The organism is Dyadobacter sp. HNCC25DJ183, assembly GCF_056895175.1.
This window is the reverse complement of the sequence record NZ_JBXHAP010000008.1, coordinates 372579-397459: the sequence shown is the minus strand read 5'-3', so window position 1 is coordinate 397459 and position 24881 is coordinate 372579. Positions and strand designations below refer to the sequence as shown.

General features: G+C 49.7%; 16 protein-coding genes. 2 read left to right on the top strand and 14 right to left on the bottom strand.

Features of this window, described 5'->3' with window-relative positions:
- Positions 1-19 precede the first annotated feature (19 nt).
- The 5 genes from AC1XTG_RS21370 to AC1XTG_RS21350 form a co-directional block, all read right to left on the bottom strand.
- Complete coding sequence (locus AC1XTG_RS21370) at positions 20-1510, bottom strand: alpha-amylase (protein ID WP_484843371.1); 1491 nt, start codon at positions 1508-1510, stop codon at positions 20-22.
- Between the two features lie 61 nt (positions 1511-1571).
- The gene (locus tag AC1XTG_RS21365; RefSeq protein ID WP_484843370.1) at positions 1572-2756 is read right to left on the bottom strand and encodes a glycoside hydrolase family protein; all 1185 of its coding nucleotides are present in this window, start codon (positions 2754-2756) and stop codon (positions 1572-1574) included.
- A gap of 37 nt (positions 2757-2793) precedes the next feature.
- Complete coding sequence (locus AC1XTG_RS21360; RefSeq protein WP_484843369.1) at positions 2794-3315, bottom strand: hypothetical protein; 522 nt, start codon at positions 3313-3315, stop codon at positions 2794-2796.
- A gap of 263 nt (positions 3316-3578) precedes the next feature.
- Positions 3579-4043 (bottom strand): hypothetical protein, encoded by a 465-nt coding sequence (locus AC1XTG_RS21355; protein ID WP_484843368.1) that lies wholly within the window; start codon positions 4041-4043, stop codon positions 3579-3581.
- Entirely contained in the window at positions 4027-4257 is a 231-nt protein-coding gene (locus AC1XTG_RS21350) for a DUF4287 domain-containing protein (protein WP_484843367.1), read from the bottom strand. Before AC1XTG_RS21350 ends, AC1XTG_RS21355 begins: the two co-directional genes overlap by 17 nt.
- A gap of 154 nt (positions 4258-4411) precedes the next feature.
- Here AC1XTG_RS21350 and AC1XTG_RS21345 point away from each other — a divergent pair, with 154 nt between their 5' ends.
- Positions 4412-4936, top strand: a complete 525-nt coding sequence (locus tag AC1XTG_RS21345) for a GNAT family N-acetyltransferase (protein WP_484843366.1) — start codon at positions 4412-4414, stop codon at positions 4934-4936.
- Here the strand turns inward: AC1XTG_RS21345 and AC1XTG_RS21340 are convergent.
- From AC1XTG_RS21340 to AC1XTG_RS21310, 7 genes are all read right to left on the bottom strand, one after another.
- A complete protein-coding gene (locus AC1XTG_RS21340; RefSeq protein ID WP_484843365.1) occupies positions 4917-7301 on the bottom strand; it encodes a glycoside hydrolase family 31 protein in 2385 nt (794 codons plus the stop codon). The genes AC1XTG_RS21345 and AC1XTG_RS21340 overlap by 20 nt on opposite strands.
- 28 nt (positions 7302-7329) lie before the next feature.
- Positions 7330-9213, bottom strand: a complete 1884-nt coding sequence (locus AC1XTG_RS21335; protein WP_484843364.1) for a glycoside hydrolase family 44 protein — start codon at positions 9211-9213, stop codon at positions 7330-7332.
- A 195-nt stretch (positions 9214-9408) separates the two neighbouring features.
- Positions 9409-10575 carry a glycan-binding surface protein gene (locus AC1XTG_RS21330; protein WP_484843363.1) on the bottom strand — a complete coding sequence of 389 codons (1167 nt, stop codon included), beginning with the start codon at positions 10573-10575 and terminating at the stop codon, positions 9409-9411.
- Between the two features lie 19 nt (positions 10576-10594).
- Positions 10595-12220, bottom strand: a complete 1626-nt coding sequence (locus tag AC1XTG_RS21325; protein WP_484843362.1) for a RagB/SusD family nutrient uptake outer membrane protein — start codon at positions 12218-12220, stop codon at positions 10595-10597.
- Positions 12221-12268: 48 nt separating this feature from the next.
- Complete coding sequence (locus tag AC1XTG_RS21320) at positions 12269-15487, bottom strand: SusC/RagA family TonB-linked outer membrane protein (RefSeq protein WP_056283703.1); 3219 nt, start codon at positions 15485-15487, stop codon at positions 12269-12271.
- A gap of 288 nt (positions 15488-15775) precedes the next feature.
- Positions 15776-19930, bottom strand: a complete 4155-nt coding sequence (locus tag AC1XTG_RS21315) for a hybrid sensor histidine kinase/response regulator transcription factor (RefSeq protein WP_484843361.1) — start codon at positions 19928-19930, stop codon at positions 15776-15778.
- Between the two features lie 114 nt (positions 19931-20044).
- A complete protein-coding gene (locus tag AC1XTG_RS21310; RefSeq protein WP_484843360.1) occupies positions 20045-22480 on the bottom strand; it encodes a PAS domain-containing sensor histidine kinase in 2436 nt (811 codons plus the stop codon).
- A 253-nt stretch (positions 22481-22733) separates the two neighbouring features.
- Here AC1XTG_RS21310 and AC1XTG_RS21305 point away from each other — a divergent pair, with 253 nt between their 5' ends.
- Positions 22734-23501 (top strand): hypothetical protein, encoded by a 768-nt coding sequence (locus AC1XTG_RS21305; RefSeq protein ID WP_484843359.1) that lies wholly within the window; start codon positions 22734-22736, stop codon positions 23499-23501.
- An 82-nt stretch (positions 23502-23583) separates the two neighbouring features.
- On the opposite strand, the gene AC1XTG_RS21300 is transcribed toward AC1XTG_RS21305, so the two are convergent.
- On the bottom strand, positions 23584-24063 hold the full coding sequence (locus AC1XTG_RS21300; protein ID WP_056283715.1) for a YdeI/OmpD-associated family protein: 480 nt from the start codon (positions 24061-24063) through the stop codon (positions 23584-23586).
- A gap of 14 nt (positions 24064-24077) precedes the next feature.
- Positions 24078-24719 carry a 3-keto-disaccharide hydrolase gene (locus AC1XTG_RS21295; protein WP_484843358.1) on the bottom strand — a complete coding sequence of 214 codons (642 nt, stop codon included), beginning with the start codon at positions 24717-24719 and terminating at the stop codon, positions 24078-24080.
- Positions 24720-24881 lie beyond the last annotated feature (162 nt).

Genomic DNA, 24881 nt, shown 5'->3' with positions numbered 1-24881 from the left:
GTGTTTTGATCTGATTTGATTACTGCATTTTCACTGCCCATACTGACAGCGAACCGCCTTTAACCGGGAATTCGGCCCAGCCGCTTTCCGGAATGATGATCTCGTGATCAAAATGGCCCATATAGTCTACAAAGGTTTTACCCACATGCCTTCCGCCGATTTCCATGTTACGCGCAGTGTCACCACCAATGGAAAGCACTACCGCACAGCCTGAGTTTTCATGTTCGTCATCGCCGCCACGCACCCATCCAATGCTGTCCTGAGCTTCGAAGTAGTCTGATTGCTGTCCGTATGAAATGTTTTTACGCACATACAGCAGCGTTTCCAGTCCATCGAGTTTTTCCAGGGTAATATCATGCAGCTGGCCGTCGTTCCCTTCGTCGCTGTATGTAGATCCGTACAAATCGGTGTAAAAAACACAAGGATAACCCGCCTCCCTGAGCAGGATCAATGCATAGGCAAGTGGCCTGAACCAATGCTCTACCGTTTGTTCCAATGATTGTAAAGGCTGCGTATCGTGGTTTTCAACCAGCGTTACGGCAAGCTCAGGGTGTGTTTGAACGAGGGTATCTTCAAAGATTGACCGCAGATCGAAATTCTCTCTTTCTTTAGAGGCTCTGAAGAAGTTACCTTGCAAAGGCGCATCAAAAAGTGAAATCCTTCCGCCCGTCGATTCAATGTAGTGGTGCATGGAAGGCAGGTCGTAAGGAGCCCAGTACTCTCCTACCGTGTAAAACTCGCGGTTGTATTTTCCCCGCATATGGTCCAGCCATTCTACAAAGAATTGCGGGTCCATGTGCTTGATCGCATCGAGACGAAATCCGTCCATTCCCACTGTTTCATAATACCACTCACCCCACCGCTTCAATTCCTCTCGCACGTGCGGGTTTCTGAAATCAATGTCCGAGAGCATCAGGTAGTCGAAATTACCGTTTTCAAGGTCCAGTACATCCTGCCACCCGTCTCCGTATTCATTCTGAATGCTGTAAATGGCCGTTTCCTGGGTACCTGCATTGTAGTCAACGCCTGAGAAACACTGGTAATCCCAGACGAACTCTGAGTACTTTCCTCCCCTGCCCGGGAATGTAAACTTGGTATAAGCTTCAATTTGTTTCGGTTCGCTGACAAACTCATTGCGGTTTTCAGGTGTAACCTCCCTCACGGTCACCGTTTCCTTCTCGTCTGCCCCGCCCATGTGGTTGAGAACGATATCTGAGTACACGTTCAGTCCCTCTTCCTGCGCTTGTTTCACAGCTGCGATCAGCTCCTCTTTCGTGCCGTATTTCGTCCTCACTGATCCTTTCTGGTCAAATTCGCCCAGATCATATAAATCGTACGAATCGTAGCCTGATGATTTGCCGCCTTCCATTCCCTTATGTGCAGGAGGAAGCCACACGGCGTCGAAACCCATTGATTTGAGTCTTCCTGCTTCTGCTGCAAAGTGGTTCCACAAACTTCCGTCCGCGGGATAGTACCATTCAAAGAATTGCAGCATTGTGTAATTGTCCATCTATTAGTTTGGTTTTGAAAAAAAGTAAACGGGAGATTTCCCTTCGGCCAGTATAATCCAATTATTGTGCCTGCCGGATTTCCCTGGTTGCGGCAACGATCTGCTGAGCAGCAAGAAGTGCCACTTTGGAGGGCTCGTGAAGAATTCTGCTGTGTTTGCTTGTAAAATCCGTATCCCAGATACCCGCATGGTGCCAGATATCCAGGTTATCCCAGTCGGGGCGGTCGATGATCGGGTATAAACAAACACCCAAGAGAGGAACACCGCGACTGATCAGCTCGGCGCATTCATTTGCTATCATCTCAATCCAGATAGGCCGGTCTTCCCTGGGGTGACTGGTTTCTGAAAGCAATATCGGCTTATTATAACGGTGGTAAACGGGTTCAAGCAGGTCCGCCAGGCGGCGCCACCTTGGATCTGGTACAGCATCGTTCCAGCCGAGGCAGGTATAATCGCCCGCAACCCATTGATTGTTATAGTAGTAATTAAAACCCAATATGTCAACCAAGTCCTCGCTGCCGCCCAGTTCAGGGCACATCCTGCCGCAAAGCATGTCTACAGATTGAAACTGATATTCATTTTCAATGGCAGCCCTGGCGATTTCTGTTCGCGTTGGATTAATGCCGGCAACCACATTGGCGAGCGGCTCGGTAGTAACAATGCGGACGAGCGGACTAAGCTCCTTCATCGCTCTCGCTGCGGCAATGTATGCGCGCATCAATGCATATTTCACTTCCCAGCCATTTCTCAATGAATAGGGTGAAGTACCGGCGACCTCGCCGCCGAGCCAGGAAATGAAGCTTACCTCATTAATCGGCGTGACAAACAGGGGTTTGCCTGGATATCTGTTCGTGTAGAAGACCACGAAAGCCTCACAAAGCGCAACGAAGCGCGGTGTAAAGTGCGGGTGCATCGGACTGAGATCGGCAGGATAGCCGAAGTGACAAATGTCCCAGATCTGTTGAATGTCCAATTCATCAGCCGCGCGCATCATCTCCGCAACAGCGTCGAAATTGTATTGATAAGGCAGATATTCCACCACGCTCCACCGGATTCCTTCACGCACAGTTTGAATGCCGAGTGAACTGATGCGGGAGTAATCTTCCCGCATCAGATCCAGGTGGCCCGTGATATCAAGCAGATCAACCCGGTTTCCGGACGAATTCAACTGATCGCTGCATTCAAACCCTCCCATCCAGAAAGTCTGGAACGGGTTCTCCGGATCATCATATGAATTATCTTGCACCAGGCGGTCTGTTTGGAGTATAAATTGGAGGAAATCCTCAGAACATTTTTTTGAGATCATTCAGATCGACGTCTCCGTCTTTATCCTTATCAAGGCCGAACTTACTGCCAATGCTGCTGATCTGTCCGCCGAGGCCGCTGTTCTGATTACTGCCGGTTGAAGCGCCACCGGTCAAGCCACCCAGCAATCCTCCGAGGTCAAACCCGCCTGCACCGCCCTGTGCTCCCCTTCCCGCGATCACTTTGCTGATAACCATTGGAATGACAGCCGCTGCAATGGAAGAGGCGGTACTCGCATTAATGCCGAACTTTTGCATAATACTGCCCATGAAGTTGTTAGAGATTTGCTGAACTGCCGGATTACTTTGAGCAGAGCCACTCTGCACAGAGTTTACTAGGCCGTCTACCTGGCCGGAAGCCTGCACGTTACCAAGTCCGTTTACAACAGCCGTGTGCGCCTCACGCAAAACATCTTCATTATGTTCATTGGGAACTTGGTCGTTATCGACAACAGCCTGCTGGCCGCTTTGCTGTATGATCTTAAATAGTTCGTCGAACATAGCTGTATGATTAAGTTTGTTGATGGTCATTGTATTGTAGCATTCACCCGTTAAATATCCGTGCCATTGTTTAAGGCCCCAGCTTACAATCGCACCAGCTTCCTGATTACGCTTTTATCGGGGTACTCAAACACGAGGATGTATAGTCCTGCGGGCCACAAGGTGACATTGACCTCGAAATTGCATTGAACCACCCACGTAAGTCGGGTTATTGTTCTCAATATCCGGGCTGATCAGCTGCGACGGTGAAGGACTTCCATCTTTTAAGTCAAACTGGAAAGCGCCCTGATCATTGAAAAGTGAAAGGTATAATTTGGAATTTGCAGGCGAGAAAGAGAGACTATACTGCCCGGTAAAATCGCCCAAGCTGCGAAAATTGGAGATTGTTCCGGTTTGGTTGTCAAAATCGTACAGTTCAAATGGCCTGCTACTTTCCCCGAATACCGCCAAAGCCCCTCGCCATTGGTCATCAATCCGTAGGCCGGATTCCAGACTGTTCTTCCATCAGTATAAAACAAAAGCTTCCCCGATTTCGGGTCTGATGCTACCGCAGTGCCTTCGACATGCTTGATTGGGCTACCATAAACCGGCAGCGGCTTGCCCGTCGCAAAGGAAAGGCCAACACCCCGGCCGAAGAACCAATTGTCTGCTTCACGCTGCCCGTATACCAGACCGGGCAGCGCCAGCATTGTGAGGAGATACACCGCCCATCTAATCACTATTTTCATTCTTACTGCCTTTCAGCAGCGCGTAGATGGCCATTGCGTGGCCCTGGCCGAGGGAGAAATCTTCGGCCAACCACTTGGTTATTTCACCTGCTTTTACCTCGCTTTTTAATACACCTTCGCTGGTAAATCCCTTTTCCCGGGCCAGCTGCCTGAAATCTTCCGGCCCTTTCCCGGTCTTTGTCTTGATTGTTTTTAGATACCCCTGAAATGACATGGCGGCTATTTTTTTGTTGCTGATTTAAACCACTACATAAGTCCGGCGGCAACGAAATCTATTTACCGGGCTGCATGACCATTCAGTCAGAATTGTGGTAGTTGCTTCGGGTAGTTGCCGTGGGTTGCTATTTTCGCGACAAAATCATGAAAGAATGTCTCCCGATACTGCCCCCTACCAAATCGAAATCAGGCCGGCCCAAAAGAGTGATATGGCCACTTTGCAGCAGCTTTACTGTCAGACTATCGAACATACCTGTAAGCAGGATTATGATGAAGCCCAGCGAACAGTATGGAAACAGGGTACCCAGAATGAGCAGCGGTGGCTTGATGCAATTGAGAATCAGTATTTCCTGATCGCAGAAATCGGGAATGCTATCGCAGGTTTTGGCTCCCTGCTGAACAGCTGCTACATTGATTTTATGTATACAAGCAATGTACACCTCAGGAAAGGCGTAGCGGGTACAATCTACCATTTGCTTGAAAAGGAGGCTATACAAAATGGTGCAGCCAGACTCACATCCGATGTAAGCCTGACTGCGCGCCCATTCTTTGAGAAGCAGGGTTATACGGTAATGAAAACAAATCGAAACCTGATCAGGGGCATTGAAATAATCAACTATCGAATGGAGAAATCGCTGCCCGTTTCTCCTGATCGCCTCAACGCAACACCCATTTGATTTTACCCGCGAAAGGATCTTTGCTGACCACAGATTTGCTGCCTTTCCGAGTGACCTCGATGCTTTTTACAGCATCCTGCCCGGGCACAAACAGCTTTACTTCTGATTTTTGAGGTGTATTTGCAAAGCTGAGAAGCTCAATGTTATTCCAGTCGATCTCGCCCGTTGATTGCGCCACTTTTACCTGCGGCAGCACAGCGCCTTCACGTACGAGCAATACCACTTCCAGCTCTCCTGCGGCAATCTCGTGCCAGCCACTTGCGTATACTTTTTTAGTTTGATAATCTACCCAGCTCCCTTTTGGCAGATATACCTGCCGCGTTTTTCCATTCTCAAAAAGCGGAGCAACCAGCAGGTCCGAGCCAAGCATATACTGATTATCAACAAGCCAGGCACCCGGATCAGCGGGGAATTCAACCAGCAATGCGCGCACCATCGGCAACCCTTTTTCGGAAGCCAGTTTGGACTGCGTGTAGATATAGGGCATCAGCTTGTATTTAAGCTCCACCGCTTTTCTGAAATAGTCCTGAAACGCCATACCATACTCCCACGGCTCTTTGGGCGCCTGGCCGTGCGTGCGGGTATGAGAGCTCAGCAAGCCCATCGGAAGCCAGCGCCGGTACAAATCCTCCGGTGTTTTCATTGTAAACCCACCAATGTCGTGACTCCAGAAGGTAAATCCCGACAAGCCGAGGGATAATCCGCCACGCAGCTGTGCTTCCATGCCTTTGTTGGTCGTTTCTGCATCGCCACCCCAGTGAATGGGGTACCGCTGACTTCCGGCCCAGGTACTTCTGGCCCAGATGATGTTTTCGCCATTCAGCTTGCGGGTTAGCTCGGAGACGATCTTATTATACCGCAATGGGTACAGATTGTGCTCATAAAAACCGGTACGGCCAGAAGCATATACGCCCGAAAATGGCGCAGCTTCACCAAAGTCGACCTTGATCGCCGACACGCCCAGTTTCAATAGCCCCGAGATTTTATCTTCATACCATTTGATTGTATTGGGATTGGAAAAATCAAGAACCGCATCTTCGTAAGGAATAGTACCATTGCCATTTTTGACTGCAAGCCCTTTTTCAACAATCTCGGGATAAAGTACATTTTGAGGAACAAAATAGGGCAACTGCCAGAGAGAAGTATGAAAACCCTGTTTTTTCAAATCTGAAATCATCAATGCGGGATCCTGAAATCTTTTTGGTGCAAACCGGTAATCACAACGCCAGTCTGTTTCAAACCAGCCAGTATCAAAGTGGATCACGTCCGAGGGTATCCTGTTCTGGCGCAGCTTCTCTGCCACATTTCTTCCATCCTTTTCCGAAAAATAGGTAATGCGGCTCATCCACAACCCGAAAGACCACAATGGCGGCATCGGCGCTTTGCCAGTAAGGTCTGTGTAAGCATCGAGTATCTCCTTCGGCTCGCCCAGGAACACAAACAGGTCCAGGTTTTCATCCCCGATCTGCATCGCATTGGACTCCCCGTAAGTAGCGCCAAAATCGCAGGTAATGGGCGAGCTGGTGTGCATAAACATGCCGTAACCACGCGAGCTCATATAAAACGGAATAGGCTTGTACATGGTCTGCGTCTCTACACCATTCGGGTCGTGCGTCCACAGAACCAGCTTTTGGCCGTTCTTGTCCAGTTTGGTAAAAGATTCGCCGCAACCATATATTTTTTCATCGGGTGAAATAGAGAAAACGGCTGCTACGCTGCGTGAATAATCGGAAGCACGGCGCACGAACGAAAAAGGCAGCGTTGGCGTAAATGAAGACCTGCCGTCAGCCGCACTGCGGGTTTGCGTCAGGATTTTACCATTACTATCACGCACAAGCACTTTCCAGGGATTTTCATAAACGATCACAGAACCGTGCGCTCCGGTATACTGGTGCCCGCCATTGATTTTGCTGTACTTCCAAGACTTATCCTGCACCGGTTCGCCAGTGAGCATGAGAGATGGTTCTGCAACCTGCTTCTGCGTGCTCGTATTTGCACGGATACGGATGGTCCGCGGCGATGTAAATTCAATCGAAAACGGCAGTACCGGATCCTGTGCATATTCTGTGGCGGGGAACTCGTTGCTGTAAGCGCGTTTGTAGCTGAGCATCGAGTTGTCAAAATTATGTGCAGAAAACGCCTCGTGCCTTTTCCATCTGATCTGTCCGGCGCCAGTTTGAGGGTCAAATGCCGCCAGACTGTCTGCAAAGAATATGGTGTTGGAAAAGTCGCGGAAGTCGCCGCTGATATCAACAGGTTCGTTCACCAGTTTGGAATGCTGCGCCGATGCTTTGAATCCGGTCGGGCACAGTACCAAAGAAAACAGCAGCAGGCGCCATTTCCCTGAAAGTGTAGTTGAATGCATTAGGATAAAAAATAGTTAGGAGTCCATTTTACGGGACTATAATTTGTTTTACTGCAGATTGCCCGTTCCTGCCCGTCAGCTTGACCAGGTATGTTCCCGCAGCCAGCCGGGGATCGATATGAGCCTCCCGCTGCGTTTTTGGCAGATTTTGTTTTGATAGTTGCGTACCCGTCAGATCGAATATTTCCAGTAATGAAAACTCCCGTTCTGCCCATTGAACGGTAATGCGGTCGCGGGTTGGATTTGGGAAAACCTTGACTTCAAATGCAGTCGCCTGACCGGTTCCCAGGATCTGGCCCCCGTTGCGCAGCACCACAGCCGTAACGGACATGGCTGGAAGCGACGCATTAAGCACATTTCCCGTAATCACTACCTCCGACTTTTTCAGTGCATTTTGTGTATGTGACCGGAACGTTTCCGCTGCTGGCAGCTGTGAAAGGGTGTATACCGGCGCATTTCCCTGTTCAGGAATGAAATTGGCAAAACTGACCCGCACAGCCTGGCTTTGCTCCGCCGACCGGTTGACCAAAACAATGGTGAGTGAATCCCCGGCAGCATTGATGCTCGGGTAAGCAGATACCAGCGTTTCATTGGCTGACGTACCTTTTACCGACCGCGACTGATTATAGCGGCTAAGCAAATGCAGCGTTTCCCACATACCTGGTTTCCAGGTCCATGGCGTGAAGATCTCCACGCCGTTTTTCATGAATTCACCCAATGTCGACGCGTACCAGACGGCGGTAACGGGGGCAGATATACTCTGGTCTATCCCGGTTTCGGTCAGCCCGAGTGTGACGCCGTGTCCTGCTCCCAGGTACTTGGTTAGCCAATCGTTGCAGCGGGCGAATATGTATTCCCTGTTAATGCTATTGTCGTAGCCTCCCAGGATGGTTTTGACACCGTTTGCTTCTGGGAAAATGTAGTTTTTATCAAAAAACACCCGATGCAGTTGGGTGACTTCTTCTGTGTTTTTTGTTCCCGGGTAAAAATGGATGTCAAGCACGTCCAGTAACCTGATCCCGCTTTTCTGCTGTTCCTCGGCGATTGTCTTGATGAAATATTCCAGCCACGGGTAAGTTTTGCCGTTGTCCGTAACGGGCTTTCCATCCCAGTTGTACCATTGCCATTCATTGGCAGTGACGGGACCTACCAGCCTGATATCCGGGAATTTGGCCCGAGCTTTTTTGGCAAGTGTAATGTACCGCTGCATAAAATCCTGCGGGGAAATTTGCTGGGGCATAACGTCATCGTGCGTTCCCGACCAGATCTCCGGCTCATTGTCCATATTCCAATAGCGGATAAAATCCTTGTTCAGCCCCTCGCCTCCGCTTCCAAACCAGTGATCAAGTATGGCGACTGAAGAATCAGCATCCCATTTTTCAAGATAAACGTTGATATCGCCCTCTTTTTTGGCTTTTGTACCGTTTGTGTTGGGCAGCCCATTTCCGGCAAGGTTCTGGCTGACACCCTCCCACCACTGGGATTGATTGTAGTCCCAGTCGGCGAAATTGGCTGCATCGGTTTTGGCTGCATAACCCAGTAGCGGGAATGCCCACATTCCCTGGGCTGCAGGAAAATGCGTTTGCAGTGACTGAGCGACCTGGTCCCAGTTGTTGGTATATACATTGTTGTACCAATCGGGGTGGCTGCTGAGCTTTCTGCGCCAGTTATACTTGCTGGAATTATTACCGCCGCTCTCCCGGAAAAACCGAACACCGGCATCGCGCAAACGGATCAATTCTTCTTCCGGTAAAGTCCAATTCGGATCAGTGGAAGAGAAAGAATTATTCCGGCCATAGAGGTAAGGCGAAACCTCCCTAACCTCCGCCCGCGCGTCAATGTCAATCGCGATCTGCGCAGCTAAGTACTGCGGGACCAGGCATATTAGCAGGAATGCGAGTGTTTTTTGCATTGATAGGTTAGTTGTCGCTGTCTGCCCTTCGACTGCACGGTTATCGGTGTTGCCCTTCGACTGCGCTCAGGGTGACAAACTAAGCCTTTGTCACCCTGAGCGGAGTCGAAGGGCAAGGCGATAACTGCGCGGTCGAAGGTAGAACAAGTACAAGCCGTCACACTGAGCGCACCGGGCCGGCGCCCAGCCAAAGCACTACTTCTTCACAATCCTGAAATTATCAACACTTCCGTTGAAAGAAGCAATCACAACATCAGGAGTATTAAACAGTACTTTCAAGTCCGTGATTTTGGAAACGTCGGTAATGGTGTTGCCTGCCGCATTCTTAAACTCAGACAGTTCTATTACTGCTGTTCTCCATCCATTGGTCTGGTAGCCTGTGGCAGCGTATTCTGTCGAGTTCCAGGGTTGGAATGAAAATGTATACTCGCTTTTGTCGGCGGTAATGGTTATGTCATACTTCCCTGCTTTCCAGGGCTCTGCGATGTTGTGCTCGAATTTGAACTGTCTGTCAGCAGCAGGTCCTGCGGGCAATTTGAAATCGAATGAACAGGTTGAAAATACCCAGGCGTCATTATATCCGGTAGCTGGCAGCTTGGTGCCTTTGATCCGGGAATATTTACCCGAAATGGCACCAGGATCATTAGCAGGCATGATAGGCGCAGCCCCCCAGCAAACTTCCGATCCCCAACTTGTGGCCGGAATGTCGAAATTGACCATGTTACCTTCATTGTCATTCACCTTGAAGTTTGTCTTGGCAGTACCGAATTCTCCTTCCACAGTTACCGCTCCCACTGTCGCAGTAGCGGGCATTTTCGCTGTAATCGATTTCACCGAGCTGCTCACAATCTGCAGACTGGTTTCTCCCACTTTCACCGACTTCACATTGTAGAAGTAATCGCCGTTGATCACGATATTACCACCGGGCTTGATAAATTCTGAATAAAGGCCGCTGATTACAAGGCTTGGCGCAGTGAGTACGAAATCGTAAGTAGCTTCCCCTCCATTGGTTACTACCCTGATCTTGCTCGAAACACCTGCGTCTACCGCTTTGGTAGGCGCATTGGCAGGAATCGTAATGACGATATTGGAGTTGCTGCCCAGCGCAGAGTTGAATGTAGCTTCGAAATCATTGAAGTAAACCTTCAATACACTTCCCAGGTTCTGGCCCTGGATTACGACCATGCTGCCCGGCTCGGCGGCTGTCAGCGAGCTGTCTGCTTTCGTTGGATCCAGCAAGCGCACGTTACTGATCACAGGCGCTCCGTCTATATCTTCATTGTTACAGCTCTGAAAGGAAACCAGCATACATGCTGCCGCCACAATTGCCAGACCTGTTCTATATAAATGCTTGAATTTCATATTTTGATTCGATTTGAGGTTAGTCTTTCAATTTGCTGAAATCAAAAGCGACCGGCTCGTTCTTCAAAGAAGGCGCATTCACGATCTCAGCTTCCGGGAATGGGAGGTACAACGTCGCATCCGACAGTGGGTAATACTCAGCCGGAGAATAGGTTACGCTGTATTTCTTCGGATTAGTAGAGCCCGCTACATAGCTCATGGTATAGTTTTCCTTGTGTTGCGAAGCTGTGTAAGCAATCGCTTTGGCAGGATTGAAGTAGTACCACCGCACAATCTCGTTCCAGGAGTTACCTTCGAAGACAGTCTCAATTCTTCTTTCTTTGAATATATCTTCAAAAGTAAGAGAGGTTTTCAACGGCATACCTGCTCTTTTCCTGACTGCATTGAAGTATTCCAGTGCTTTCGGATCGGCAGTTGTTGCGCTGTTGCCGAGTACGGCGTCTGCGTAAATCAGGTACACTTCGGCCAGGCGCAGCATGTAGGAATTGATGTTGGCTGACATAAATCCGCCTAATCCGCCATTGTCTGCAGGAGAACCAACGATGTACTTCTTGATCGCCGACAATGCAGCTGGTCTTACATATTTCAGACCGCCATTTGCCTTATTGATCGTAGGATACACGTCCCCGTCAAACATACCGATCGCCTTTCTGCGCAAAGAGTCAGCCGGGTTTTCGGTAAAGTATTTTACAAGATCCGCAGATACACCCTGTGCCGCTCCCCAGCCATCGCCTGTACCGGTAATGTTGGCATCATAAGCGAAATAAGCCTGGAAAGAGTTGTTGATTCCCCACGGATTGCTGATCGGCATCCATTGCAGGGAGAACAAACTTTCAGGATTGTTCTTGGTTGCATTGTGGTTTGCGCTTTCAAAAAGCTCGCCGTAAGTCGGCGCGAGCGAAAGTCCGCTTTTGGTGATCACACTTTCAGCAAAATACTTCGCGCTATCCAGGTCAGACTGGTTACGTGTTCCATTCTGGTTCAATCCGGCACGCATCAGGTACATCCGCGCCAGCATTCCCTCTGCCGAGTATTTCGTCAAACGGCCTTGCACTGTAGAAGCAGGCAGGTTGGCTGCTGCAAAGCGATAATCCTGGATAAGCAGTTTCCAGATATCCTCCACTTTATTACGAACCGGCGGCTCGTTGATTTGCGCTACGTTGTCATACACGATCGGCACGGCGCCCCAGTTGGTAACCAGGTAGTAGTAGGCAGTTGCGCGCATAAACTTGCATTCACCCAGCCCCTGCGCTTTTACAGCTGCCGAAGCAGTGCTTCCGCTTGCTTCGTTGATCGCCTTATAGGCATTGTTGCTCTGCGCGATGATTTTGTAAAAGGATTTGTAACCGGGCAAAAGCGTATTTACATCCGTAGAAGGAATCGCATGCTTTACGTAAGCAGTACGGTCATTGGAATTCAGGTTTCCTGCACGTGCTTCCTGAAATGACATTGCTGCTTTGTCATTGAAGTCGAACCAAACAATGTTGTAAAGTGGCGCGGTACCGGCCAGGATCTCTTCGTCTGTTTTATAGAAATTACCAGAGGTAAGCGCGTCCAGCGGCGGACGGTCCAGGAAGTCTTCACTACATCCCTGCATGAGCGTTAAAGCCCCGATTGCCGCTATGAGTTTTAATTTAAATTGCATATAGAATATTTTTAAAAATCTGGGTATTAAGTCAAAAGTCCGGGTTTGTTAAAAATCAGCAAGCAGACCGAAAGAGTACATGCGCACCGAAGGATAACGTCCTGTATCAATACCTGCCATTACGGTACCTCCGTAGTTCACCATCCCGATTTCAGGATCATATCCTTTGTATTTGGTAATGGTGAAAAGGTTCTGCGCACCTACCGAAGCTTTCAATCCTCTCACGAAAGTGTCTTTCAAGATGCTTTTCGGGAAATTGTAGCTCAGCGTGATATTTTTCAGACGTACGTAGCTTCCATCTTCGATAAAATTGGTGTTCATCCGGTTGTTACCATTTGGATCTCCCGGTGCAATGCGTGGAATATGGTAGCCCGGGTTGGTAAGTGTTACGCTTTCTGCATCGCCTGCCTGGTAGCTGCTTGGTCTTGCGTAGTTGGCCACTGACGACCATTGGTTACCGAATACACCACCGTTGCCAGGGATTTCAGCGCGGTAACGTGGATAGTTCAGAATGTCGTTTTTGAAACTTCCGGTCAGGAATGCATTCAATTCGAAATTCCGGTACGTCATGTTGTTGTTGAAGCCCAGTGTGAATTTCGGCCATGGATTTCCGATCACCGTGCGGTCTTCTGCATCAATGACACCATCATTGTTCAAATCGCGGAATTTGGTATCCCCTACCCAGCTGCCAGTTGCCGGATTGATCGTCAGCTGGTTGTTGGAAGTTTGAATGGCGTGGTTTTGAATCTCACCGGCATTCTGGAAAAGACCGTCAGCCACATAACCGGTGATCATACTGGCAGGTTGGCCCACTTCTGTCTTGAAACCTACCGAAGTAGCATTCCAAACCGGTGTGATCGGGTTGAGCAGAGAGGTTACTTTGTTCCGGTCGAACGAAAGGTTCAGTCCCGTTTTCCAGTAAAATCCACCTTTGTCGATGTTAACTGTATTCAATGTAAAACCGACACCCCTGTTTTTCATCGAACCTGCATTCACAGCCGGCCAGCTCAGGTAGCCTGGCGAGTAGGCGATATCTCCACCATAAGTGAACGGATAAGAGTTCACGGTGATCAGGCTGGTGATGTTTTTAATGTAGGCATCCGCGATCAGCTCAATGCGGTTGCTGAACATGTGCAGGTCAATCCCCGCATTGATCACGTCATCTTTTTCCCAGGTAAGGAACTCGTTGGCGAAGTTGGAAGCCAGAAACCCTGTTCCCCAGCCGGTAGGTACGGTTTGTAGTGTAGAGAAAACCGCGTTTCCGCCGCTACCCTGGTTTCCGGAGCGACCGATCTCAAATCTCAGTTTCAGGTCATTGATCTCATTCACACTTTTCAGGAAAGGCTCCTCAGATACCCGCCACGCAACTGACACAGCAGGGAAGTTGCCCCAGCGACGTCCCTGACGGAATGCGGACGATCCGTCCATCCGGTAAGTACCTTGCAGGATATAGCGGTCATTGAAGGTATAATTCAAACGTGCGAAATACGATTCCCGCGAGCCCGCGCCTTTTCCGCTGCCATTGCTTACATTGGAAATCACCGATGCATCTCCACCCGAAAGCTCTTCAATGGTGTTGGTAATGAATTTCTTCCTGGTACCAGTCAGTGACTCGTAAGTGAACTCCTGCGCCTCGTGACCCGCCATGATATTGAAAGCGTGCTTATCCAGTTTCAGGTCATAAGTAAGGCGGCTGTGCAAGCTCCACCAGGTATTGGTGTTCACCGATCTGGTTGAAGTTGCTGCGTCCTGCGACACTACAAAGCCACCGATTGTATAAGAAGGGTGGAATGAATAATATTTAAGAAATTCCGCGCTTCCATTCGCTTCCGTGTGCCAAACGAGGTTTTTAGCCAGTTTCACATCTGCAAACAAGCTACCCAGGATTGAGGTCCGGCGGTTGTAATCATTGTAGATCTTGGAGATCATTACCGGGTTGGTAAACTGGAACTGCGTGCTTGAAGGACCGCCCCAGCTTCCGTCAGGGTTGGTAACCGGCACACTTGGGTTTTGGTCCAATGCAAGCTGGATGATACCTCCATTATTGGTATTTACTTTTTCTTCGGTAATACCAACGCTCATGTTCGCACCAATTTTCAACCAGCTGCGTGTCTGGTTTTCCAGGTTCAAACGACCATTATAACGCTTGAAACCTGATCCTTCCACGATCCCTTTCTGGTTGAAATATTCACCTGAGAGATAGTAAGTCGATTTTTCAGTACCGCCGCTTAATCCCACTGAATACTTCTGCAAAGTAGTCGGGCGGAAAAGTGCGCTTTGCCAGTTGGTACCTTCTCCCAGCACAGACGGATCTGCGAACTGGGGATCGGATGCGGTACTTCCCACTGCTTCCGCTTCATTTCTGAACTGCGCGTACTCGCGCAGGTTCATTACATCAATGTGTTTCGGCTCAGCCTGGATTGTCACCAGTGAATTGAAAGTAACTTTTGCCTCGCCTGCCTTTCCGCGCTTGGTCGTGATCATCACCACGCCGTTTGCACCTACCGCACCATAAATCGCAGTGGCAGAAGGTCCCTGCAAAACGTTAATGGTCTCGATATCATCAGGGTTTATGCTGGAAAGAATGTTGGAAAATCCGGTTGGCCGGTTGTTCGGATCGTCGCGCATGTTATCAGGCTTAATCTGCACGCCGTCAATGACATAAAGCGGCTGCGTGGTACCTGTCAGCGAGCTTAGCCCGCGGATCAGTACGGAAGGCGCTGCACCCGGCTGTCCCGAATTTTGCTGCACCATTACGTTAGCTGCGCGGCCCTGCAAGCCTTGTTCCAGCGAAGTATTGATGGTTTTGCTCAGGTCTTTTCCCGAAACAGTCACCTGCGAGCTGGAAACGTCCGTTTTCTTCATTTCACCATAACCTACTACCACTACCTCATCCAGGCTGGCAATACTTTCCTTCAAACGCACCTCGATCTTGGTCCTGTTACCTACCGGCAGCTCCTGGCTTTCGTAACCGATGAATGAGATCACGAGCGTATTGGCCGCTGCTGCTTCAATTGAAAATTCACCCTGCGTATTGGTGGTTGTACCATTGGATGTTCCCTTAATCACCACACTCGCTCCCGGGATTCCATCGCCTCGATCATCTGAAAGCACCACACCCGTCACTGTTCTTTTCGCATCCGCCTGCGCCCACACGCCACCCGCAGAACACACGATGGCCACTAGCATGAGGAGGGTCTGAAATAATGCTGGCAGGAACCGGAAGCTTTGCTTCACCTGCCGTTTTTCGTACAAATTTTGTTGCATGTTGTTTGGTTTTATAAGCCTGCCTATCCACCCCGACTTAGACATTTCCGCGACAGCTGTAAGCAGTAAAGGGATTGGTATAAATCGAATGAATAGTTGGACAAATGTGACTTATAAAATCATGTTTGAAGGTATCTTAATGTTTACAGTTAGGGCATCATTTGTAAACTGAGAGGCACATTTAGCTACTTTTTCGTCGTTTTTTACAGTTAAAACTCCGATCAGCAACAAAAAACGGGTAAAGAATGTGGCGCTCACATTCCTTACCCGTTTTAAAACATCAGATCATTAAATTGAACTATTCCGTTCCAGCTGGTTGCCCTGGCGGCGGTACTCGGTAGGCAATACCTGATACTCTTCCTTGAATAATCTCGCAAAGTACTTGGGATTATTGAAGCCGATCTGATAAGCGATTTCCGATACCGAAAGCTGGCTCTTTTCGAGCAGGTCGGCGGCTCTTCTGAGGCGGATGATACGGATAAACTCAATGGGCGTTTTGCCCGTGAGCGAGTTGATTTTCTTGTACAGGTACACCCGGCTCATCGACATGGCATCGCTCAGTTCTTCGACGGTATACTCGGGATTGGCGAGGTTATCCTCCACCACCCTGATCGCCTTTTTGATAAATTCCTCATCGAGCGAGCGCACCTGCACTTCACTTGGCCGTACCTGAATGTGCTGCTGAAACTGCTTTTGTAACTGGTCGCGCTGACGGATCAGGTTGCGAATGCGCACCTGAAGAATGTCGAGCCTGAAAGGCTTGGTCACATACGCGTCGGCGCCTGTCTGGTAACCCTGTAACTGCTGCTCTTCCTCGGCTTTGGCAGTAAGCAGGATGACAGGGATGTGGGAGATGCGGCGGTCGGTTTTAATGGTTTTGCAAAGTTCTATTCCGTCCATTTCCGGCATCATCACATCACTTACGATCAGGTCGGGTACGTTTTCAAGTGTTGCATTGAGCCCGAGTTTTCCATTCGCTGCTTCCAAAATCTGGTATTCCTGGCCAAGTACGTCTTTCAGGTAATTGCGGAACTCGTCATTGTCTTCCACCAGCAATACCACCGGCCTTTTTCGTCCGGGCGTTCCTGACGCAAGCGCCACATCAATTTCCGGCTGCGCCTGAACTACTTCCTCAGGCTCTTCCACGGGCATTGTTCTTGGCGCACTTTCCCTTAACGGCAATGTGACTGTAAAAATGCTCCCCTGCCCCTCGCTGCTTTGCAGGTCGATACTGCCGCCATGCATTTTCACGAACTCGGCGGCAATGGAAAGCCCGATACCGCTCCCCTGGTTGATCATGTGGTCTGGCATCGGATGCTGGTAAAACCGCTCGAAAACGCGTTGCTGCGCTTCCGGGGGAATGCCGATACCCGAATCCTGCACGCTGATTTCCAGCTGTTCTTTCGAATCAGTATCTGTTGAAATCCGCAGCTTTACCGCTACCTGGCCGTTCTCGGGTGTGAATTTGAATGCATTGGACAGCAGGTTATACATGATCTTGGAAAGCTTGTCCTGATCAAAATCGGCGTAACGTGAGGTTAATTCACTTTCAAAAACGTAGCTGATATGCTTGTGCTCTGACAGGTCTGAAAAGGTGTGGGCTATCTCCCGGATGAACTGCACAATATCGCCCGGCTCCGGATTGAAGCGGGTTTCCTCTACTTCCAGTTTTTTAAAATCGAGGATCTGGGTTACCAGATTCAGCAATCTCCTTGCATTGCGGTGGATCAGCGAGAGCTGTTTATGCACAGCGTGGTCAGACTGGATGTTGTGCAGCAGGTTTTCCAGGGGCATGAGCATCAGCGTCAGCGGCGTCCTGAACTCGTGGCTTACATTGGTAAAAAACCTGATCTTCATCAAATCCAGCTCGTGCATTTGCTGAGCGTGCCTCCGCTCCTGTTCAAGCTCGAAGTTCATCTTTTCCCGCTCGATCAAAACCCAGCGGGCGATCAGCAATGCGCCGATCACAAGTAAAATATAGATCATATAAGCCCACCAGGTACGCCACAGCGGCGGCAGAATTTCCAGTTCAAGCCGCCGCTCCGACGATGCACTGCCGCCCTTCATTCTCACCTTGAACACATAAGTCCCCGGGTCCAGGTTCGTGTAAGTTACCTTTCTTGTATTGTCCGCTTCAAACCACCGGTTGTTAAAGCCTGCGAGCTGGTAGAGGTACCTGTTTTTTTCGGGGTGTAAAAAATTTAATGCGGCGAATTCAATCGAGAACACATTCTGGCTGTGTTTGAGAACGATCCGGCTGGTTTCTGAAATGGATTTGTCCAGGATCGGCTTGCCCGAAATCAGCTCGCCGGGCAACACACTCTGATTGAAGATCTGAAAATCGGTGAGTGTTACGGGCGTGGCCAAAGGTTCATCGCGGATCCTTGCAGGGTCGAAAATAGAAAACCCGTTTGCCCCGCCGAATATCAGCTCGCCCGAGCGCAGTTGCAAGGCTGCATTTTCATTGAAGCCCCGGCCCTGTAATCCATCTATTTCATTATAAGTGCTTACTTCAAATCGCGCCGGAATGCCAGCTGCCCGCTTGGTAACACGCAGGTTTACCAAACCTTTTGGTGTTCCAAGCCAGAGATTCTGCTTTTTATCGACTACGATGGTCAGTATCGAATTATCTGGCAGACCGTGCCTGGTGCTGTATGAAACAAATCCGTTGCGCTTTCGGTCATATCGGTTCAGCCCCTCGGAGGTACCTACCCAAATGTTGTCCAGACTGTCGAGCGCCAGTGAAGTGACGCCGTCGCTGCTCAGGCCGAGCGGGTTACCTGCCTCGTACATGTAATGTACAAACTTCCCTGTGCTGCGCTTCAATACATCAATCCCGTTTGCAGTCCCGATCCACAGGTCGCCGTTCTTGTCTTCCAGCAAGGCGGAAATATAATCCGAGCTCACCGAATTCGGGGCCAGCCTGCGGTAATGCTTGAAGGTTTTTTTATTTCTGTCAAACAGATCCAGCCCGTCGGCGAGGGTACCTACCCAGAGCCGCCTTTGGGAATCTTCAAAAATCTCCCAGACCCGGTCGTCAACCAGACTTGTTGAATCTGCCGGATCATGCAGGTAGCGGGTGAAAGTCTTGCCATCAAAACTATTCAGCCCGCCGAAGTATGTTCCGATCCACAGCAAGCCGCTTTTATCGAGGAACATACTCACAATTACATTGTTGCTCAAACTCCCGGGATCTCCGGGAATGTTCTTGTACTGGCGGAAAGTGTTCTTGCTCCTGTTGTAGTAAATCAGTCCGCCGCCATTGGTGCCGAGCCAGATATTCCCTGCGCGATCTTCGGTAAAAACATTTACATCCTCAAAAGGCAAACTCCCGGGTACCGCGGGCAGGTGACGAATGAGGGAGAATTTGAAGATGTTCTCATGATAGCTTGAAAATCCCTTTTTGAAAGTGCCCGCCCAGATCATTCCCGTGGGGTCTCTGTAAAGACTTAAAATGCTATTCTGGCTGAGCGTGCGCGGATCGTTTGCATTTGACAGCAAAGTAGTGACACTGCCGGTAGTCTTATCAAGAACATTGATACCGCCGTGGTCGGTCCCGATCCATATCTTACCCTCAGGCCCCTGCACGATCGCGCTGACCGCATTGTTGCTCAGCCGGAAATCAGGCCCGGTTGTACTTGCGACAAGCAGCCGGTTTTTTGCAGTATCAATATAAAATGCGCCGTACACCGCTTTGACCACATACACCCAGGGTTGCCCCTGCTCATCTGCAAAAATGCGGTAATTGGGCGATACACCCAGCTTTTTATCTTTCACCAGGTTAGTTTGAAAACCGGTACGATAGGATTGTGCATCAATGCGCGCTACGAGGCCGTCATTGTAAACAACCCAGAGATTACCCCGGCTATCTTCATTGAAATCGGTAATAGTCTGCGGAGATCCTGTTGCCGGATCTGCGGGCGGCCGGAATGCGATTTTAAGTAGCTTTTTACTCTTGGTCAGGTATTTAACCAGCCCCAGCTTGTTGTGATTGATCCAGTAATCACCAGAATGCGTTTTGACAATGGCGCCGAAGTTGGCGTCGCTTAATCCCAGGCGCCGTGCTGCCTTGTCTGCATTACGGTCAATGCTTTCGGTGGAAGGATCGTAGATATTGAAACCTTTCCTGGTGTTGATCCAGATATAACCTTCCGGATCTTCAAAAATCGAGTTGATAAAATGGTCTGAAATGCTTGTCGAGTCGGCAGGATCGTGTTTGAAGATCCGGAAAGAATAGCCATCGAAACGGTTGAGCCCGTCGGCGGTACCTACCCAGACAAAGCCGCGGCTATCCTTTAAAAAGCAATTAACCTGATTATGGGATAGTCCTTTTTCTGCATTGTAGCGCGAAAACTGGTAGTCGCTCGACTGGGCCACTACCATCCTCCTCCCGCTCAACAAACCGGCCAAAATCAGAAAACAAGCTACAAACCAACTTCGCATGAATGGAAAACAATCATTACTGTCAATTAATTTAAACTTGTTTTCACTCAAATCTTACTCTTTGTCAGGATCTATCTTCTGCTATCTATGTGGGTTGAGGCGTTTTGTAATGCATTAAACCGGGAAAAATATCATAAATGAAGCTCCTTCACCAGGCTGGCTGGCTGCCGTGATTGCTCCGCCGTGGTTAGCCACTACTTTCTCGCAGATAGCCAGCCCGATGCCCGTCCCATTGAACTCGTGCTTGGAGTGGAGGCGTTGGAAAACCTGGAAGATCCTATCCAGGTATTTTTCGTCAAACCCTATTCCATTATCGGTCACATCAATGCGGTAATACATTTTTGCATTGCGGACAGGCTTAACAGACCGGGGCAGCTCACTTTGCAAAACCTGCGCGCTGTTCACCCGGATGGTCGGAATCGAGCCGGGCTTCCGAAACTTCAATGCGTTGCTGATCAGATTCTGGAACAGTTGGCCTAACTGCAAAGCATTGCCCTGCACACTGGGTAGCGGACCTATCACAACCTCCGCGCCGGTTTCGGTAACAATCAGTTCCAGATCCGAAAGGACCGTATTAACAACTGTTTCAAGGGAAACGGATTCCGCTGCTTCCAGTTCGGTACTGATGCTGGAAAAATCAAGCAGGTCCCTGATGAGCACCGACATGCGGCCGGCCGCAGACTGGATCCTGTCGAGATAATGCCAGTCGTTGCCGCTGGCAGCTGCATTCTGCGTTTTTAACAAGTCACTAAACTGCCGGATCTTGCGTAAAGGCTCCTGCAAATCATGGCTGGCAACGTAGGCAAACTGCTGCAAATTCTCATTGGTGCGTAAAAGCAGCTGGTTCGCTTCTTCGAGTTCTTCATTGATGGCAAAGTACTCTTCATTCTGCGCGGCGAGTTCGGCGGTCCTGAGCTGGACAAGCTGTTCGAGGGCTTCCTGCCGCTGGCGAGAGGATGTGATATCCTGGGCAGTACCGAGCAATTTATAAGGCTGGCCGTGTTCATCATAAATCACCTTGCCCAGCGCATGCACGACCCGCTCCTGCGCTGACCCGAATGCGATAATGCGGTACTCGGCATCGTACACCCCCCCAGAACCCGGCGCCAGTGCCTTACTTACTGCTGTCGCAACAGTCGCGCGATCGTCGGGGTGAATTGGATTGTAGACCTCTTCCAGTACAATCTGGTCTCCCTCGAAACCAAACCAGGACTTGATCGCATCCGAGTAGCTAACCTTGCCGGTGGCGACATCCAGCTCCCAGGAACCGAGCTGGGCCAGTTCGATGGCGCCTCTGAGGCTCGCCTCTGTTTCCTGCAGCTGCTCCTGGGCCAGCACAAGGTCAGTCACGTCGGCAGCTGTGTTCATTACCCCGTAAACATTCCTGTCGGCGTCAAACAAGGGTGTAAATGTATATTTGAAATAAAACCGCCGCAGCTCGCCTTCTATCACAAGATCTACGCGCTGATTGGATGCATGAAAAGTTTTGCCGGTACGGTACACACCATCGAGCTGCTCATAAATCCCTTTTCCTGCGAGTTCAGGCAGCACTTCTGCGTAGCATTTGCCAACTACATCAGGGCCTTTTCCCCAAACCTCAATTATTGACTGGTTGACAAGCTGAATGCGCATTTCGGAACCTACATAGAGGCCGATCGGGAAAGGTGCACTTTCCACTACGCTCCGCAGCCGTGACTCACTTTGTTCCAGCTGGCGCCTCGCGAGTACCTGCTGCGTTACATTCTGACAAAGCACGATCACACCTGTGATCTCTCCGTCTACTTCTCTGTAAGGCTGGTACACCAGGTCCAGAAATCCTTCTTTCCTGCCTTCCTCAACAAGTACGAAATAAGGCTGTGCGTAGAGGTACAATGGTTCTCCGGAGAGCCGCACCCGATTGATGAGGTCGTGAAAAGGGTCTCTTCCTTCGGGGACGATATCGAAAATCCTGCGACCCTGCAATTCGCTCACGTTCCTGCCGATGAGCGAGGCGTATGCTTCATTTACAATCTCAATGCGCATGTCAGGCCCGCTCAGCATGATGATACCAACGGGAGCTTCGCGTACCAGATTCTGAAAACGCTGCTCTGAATGCCGCAGGCGGTTTGCAGTATCCTCCGATCTGGTGGTTTGGAGGCAGGTGACCAGCACGCCGTTGATCTCGTTGTTATCGTCATGAACCGCGCTCATGCTGTAAGTCCAGTGGCTGAGATCAGGCTGCGCATGGAGCTTGAGCGGGAAGACATCATCTTCAAACCAAAGTGCTTCCCCTCCTTCCAGTACCGATTTTATGTGCGCCGCAATGCGATTCCAGGATTCACTAAAAATGGTAGCAGCCGGCTGGCCGATTACCGGCGAACCTTCACTAGCCTCAAAGCTGGCTTCGAATGCATCGTTGTAGAATGTGACCAGGTCTTTTCCCCAAAATAATGCGGTTGGAAGGCGGGAACTCAGCATCATCTGCACGAGTGTGCGCAAACTTACCGGCCAGCGATCGGGCGTTTCCAGAGCAGAATACGACCAGTTATAATGTTGAATAAATTCACTCATGCGGCCATTGCCGGCCAATCGCATGTTTGCGTTTGTTTTCGATAAATCTTCCAAAAGAATACTATGATAAGGGCGGCAAGATAAACAATGTGCCGTAGGTTTCACAAAGGCTAATTCACAAGTTTCATGCCAATTACCGGGATAATTCAAGTACGTGAAAGTATCAGCCACGACTTACAAATCACTTCGCTGTCCCGGCACAGATATTGATAGCATGCAGCATCAGCAATGCTAACTTCAAACAATAAAAGAGATGTCAAAAACAGTAGTTGGAATATTCGAAATGGAAAGTGAAGCCCGGAATGCACAGCGCAATTTGCTGGCAAGCGGGTTTACAGACGCAGAAGTTGATATCAAGACCGCTTCCTACAAAACTGCCCCGGATGAATCACTGCCCGCCGAACCGGAAACAGATTGGCTCGACCGCCTCGGCCACTTCTTCCGCGACCTGTTCAATGGCGACCAGCATGAAACGGAGCGTTACACTCAGGCCGGAAAACGCGGGACCATTGTAACCGTTCATGCGTCCGGTACCGAGCAGGCAGAGATCGCTGCGGCCATCCTGGATGAATCCGGTGCGCAAGACCTGCATGCAAGCGACAATACCGGGAAGCAGTATGAAGATCCGATCGTGAACCCACCCAGTGTTTCGGAGCACCAGGATAAAACAGCTGCTGCAACCAGCTGGGGAGCCGACATCGAGCGGCGCGAGGCAAGTGCGCGGGTAAGGAGCCGCATTGTTGAGCGGAAGGTGGAACAAAGTCTGCGCCTCCGCGAAGAGCGCGAAAATTATGGCACTATGCCGGTGAACCACATTGGTACAACAAATTACGCTGCTACTCCCGACGAAAGCGGGTTTGAAACACCAGCGACTACGCAGTTTCAGGGAACGAATAGCGACAACGATCTGGAGAACCAGGAGATACTGAACAGAACAGTCGAGGAACGCGACGCAATGATCAATGATATCGTGCAGAATGAGACAAAGAAGCCGGACGGTTTTACTGAAAGACCTGCCTAAGTCAGCTTCTTACCTTGCCGCCAAACGGTGCCTGGCTGGTTAGTGAATAACCCGCCAGGCTACCAGGTGAGTTCAGCCACTTTTATGCCGGGGGAATTGCGTTTTTGAGCCGGTTAATCATCTTAATTGCGCGGTCTACACGCACCTGTACCGATTTCGCTCCCGATATATAGTAAATAATGCCTCGCTGGTGACTTGGGAGTTGTTCGTAAAAAGCTTTTTTACCTTCCGGATCCATTTCAAGCAGCTCAGCGAGTTCTTCCGGAATGTCGCGCCCAAATTCACTTTCATCTTTCCAAACCTTTGCCGACAGCTGCTGCCCGAGTTGCAGCTTGCCTTCCTGGCGGATAGGTGTACCAATGTTAATGTAAAAACCTCCTCCACCCTTGGGCCGGATCGCACATTGAAACTCGACCTGATTATTCAACAGGCATCTTACCCGGGCGGGCTTCCTTCCCTCAACGAACTGCAACGCAACTTCATCAGGTACGATCATATAAAATTCGCCTCCCTTTTTAGGAAGGCGATCAAGTACCGATTCAAAATGAACATAGTCAGGCATAACCTGTTGGATTATTACTCTGTCAAAGGTTTTACCATAATATCCTTGTAAAAAACAATGCTTTTAGGATCATGGGCCTGCAAAGCGAACGTGCCTGATTTAAGGAATTTGTTTTTCATATCGCCCTGTCTTTTGTCAACATCCGTCTCTTCATAATCTACCACCACTTTGTCGTTGATCTTAATGGTAATGTGCTTGCCTTCTACTTTGATGTACTCTGTGTACCACTCGTCGTCTTTTACGTAAGTCTCTTTCACATCCACCACATTATACAAGCTGCCGGTGCGCTTATAGTCAGTATGCGACTGATTTACCTGCACCTCATACCCCTGCGCAGGCCAGCCTTCTTCCTGGTAAGCAGTATGAATGAAAATACCTGAGTTAGAACCCGGCTTTGTTTTCACGGTTGCTTTGAACTCGAAGTTCTTGAACATGTGATTTTTCACGGGGCCTTCATAAAACAAATGCGCGCGCGGGCCTGCTACCTGAATGGTACCGTCGACAATGGTGAAAGAGCCGGCATTCGCGCCAACCTTCCAGCCGGTGAGGTCTTTACCATTGAAAAGTGATATCCAGCCATCCTGGGCGTGTGCGGCCAAAGTTGTAAACAGACTTAAGAGAAGCGCCAATGCAAGCAGTTGTGTACCTTTTTTCATAAAATTATTCGTATAAAAAGTTGAATGCGTGAGATGAAATGATTTTGCAAAAAAGCACCATTACCAGAGGAAACTACTGAATCTAATTACAATCTCCTTTTTCCTGTTCTTTTCAATATATCAACATTTGAGCCTATCCGGGCACAATTTTTTGTCGGTCGC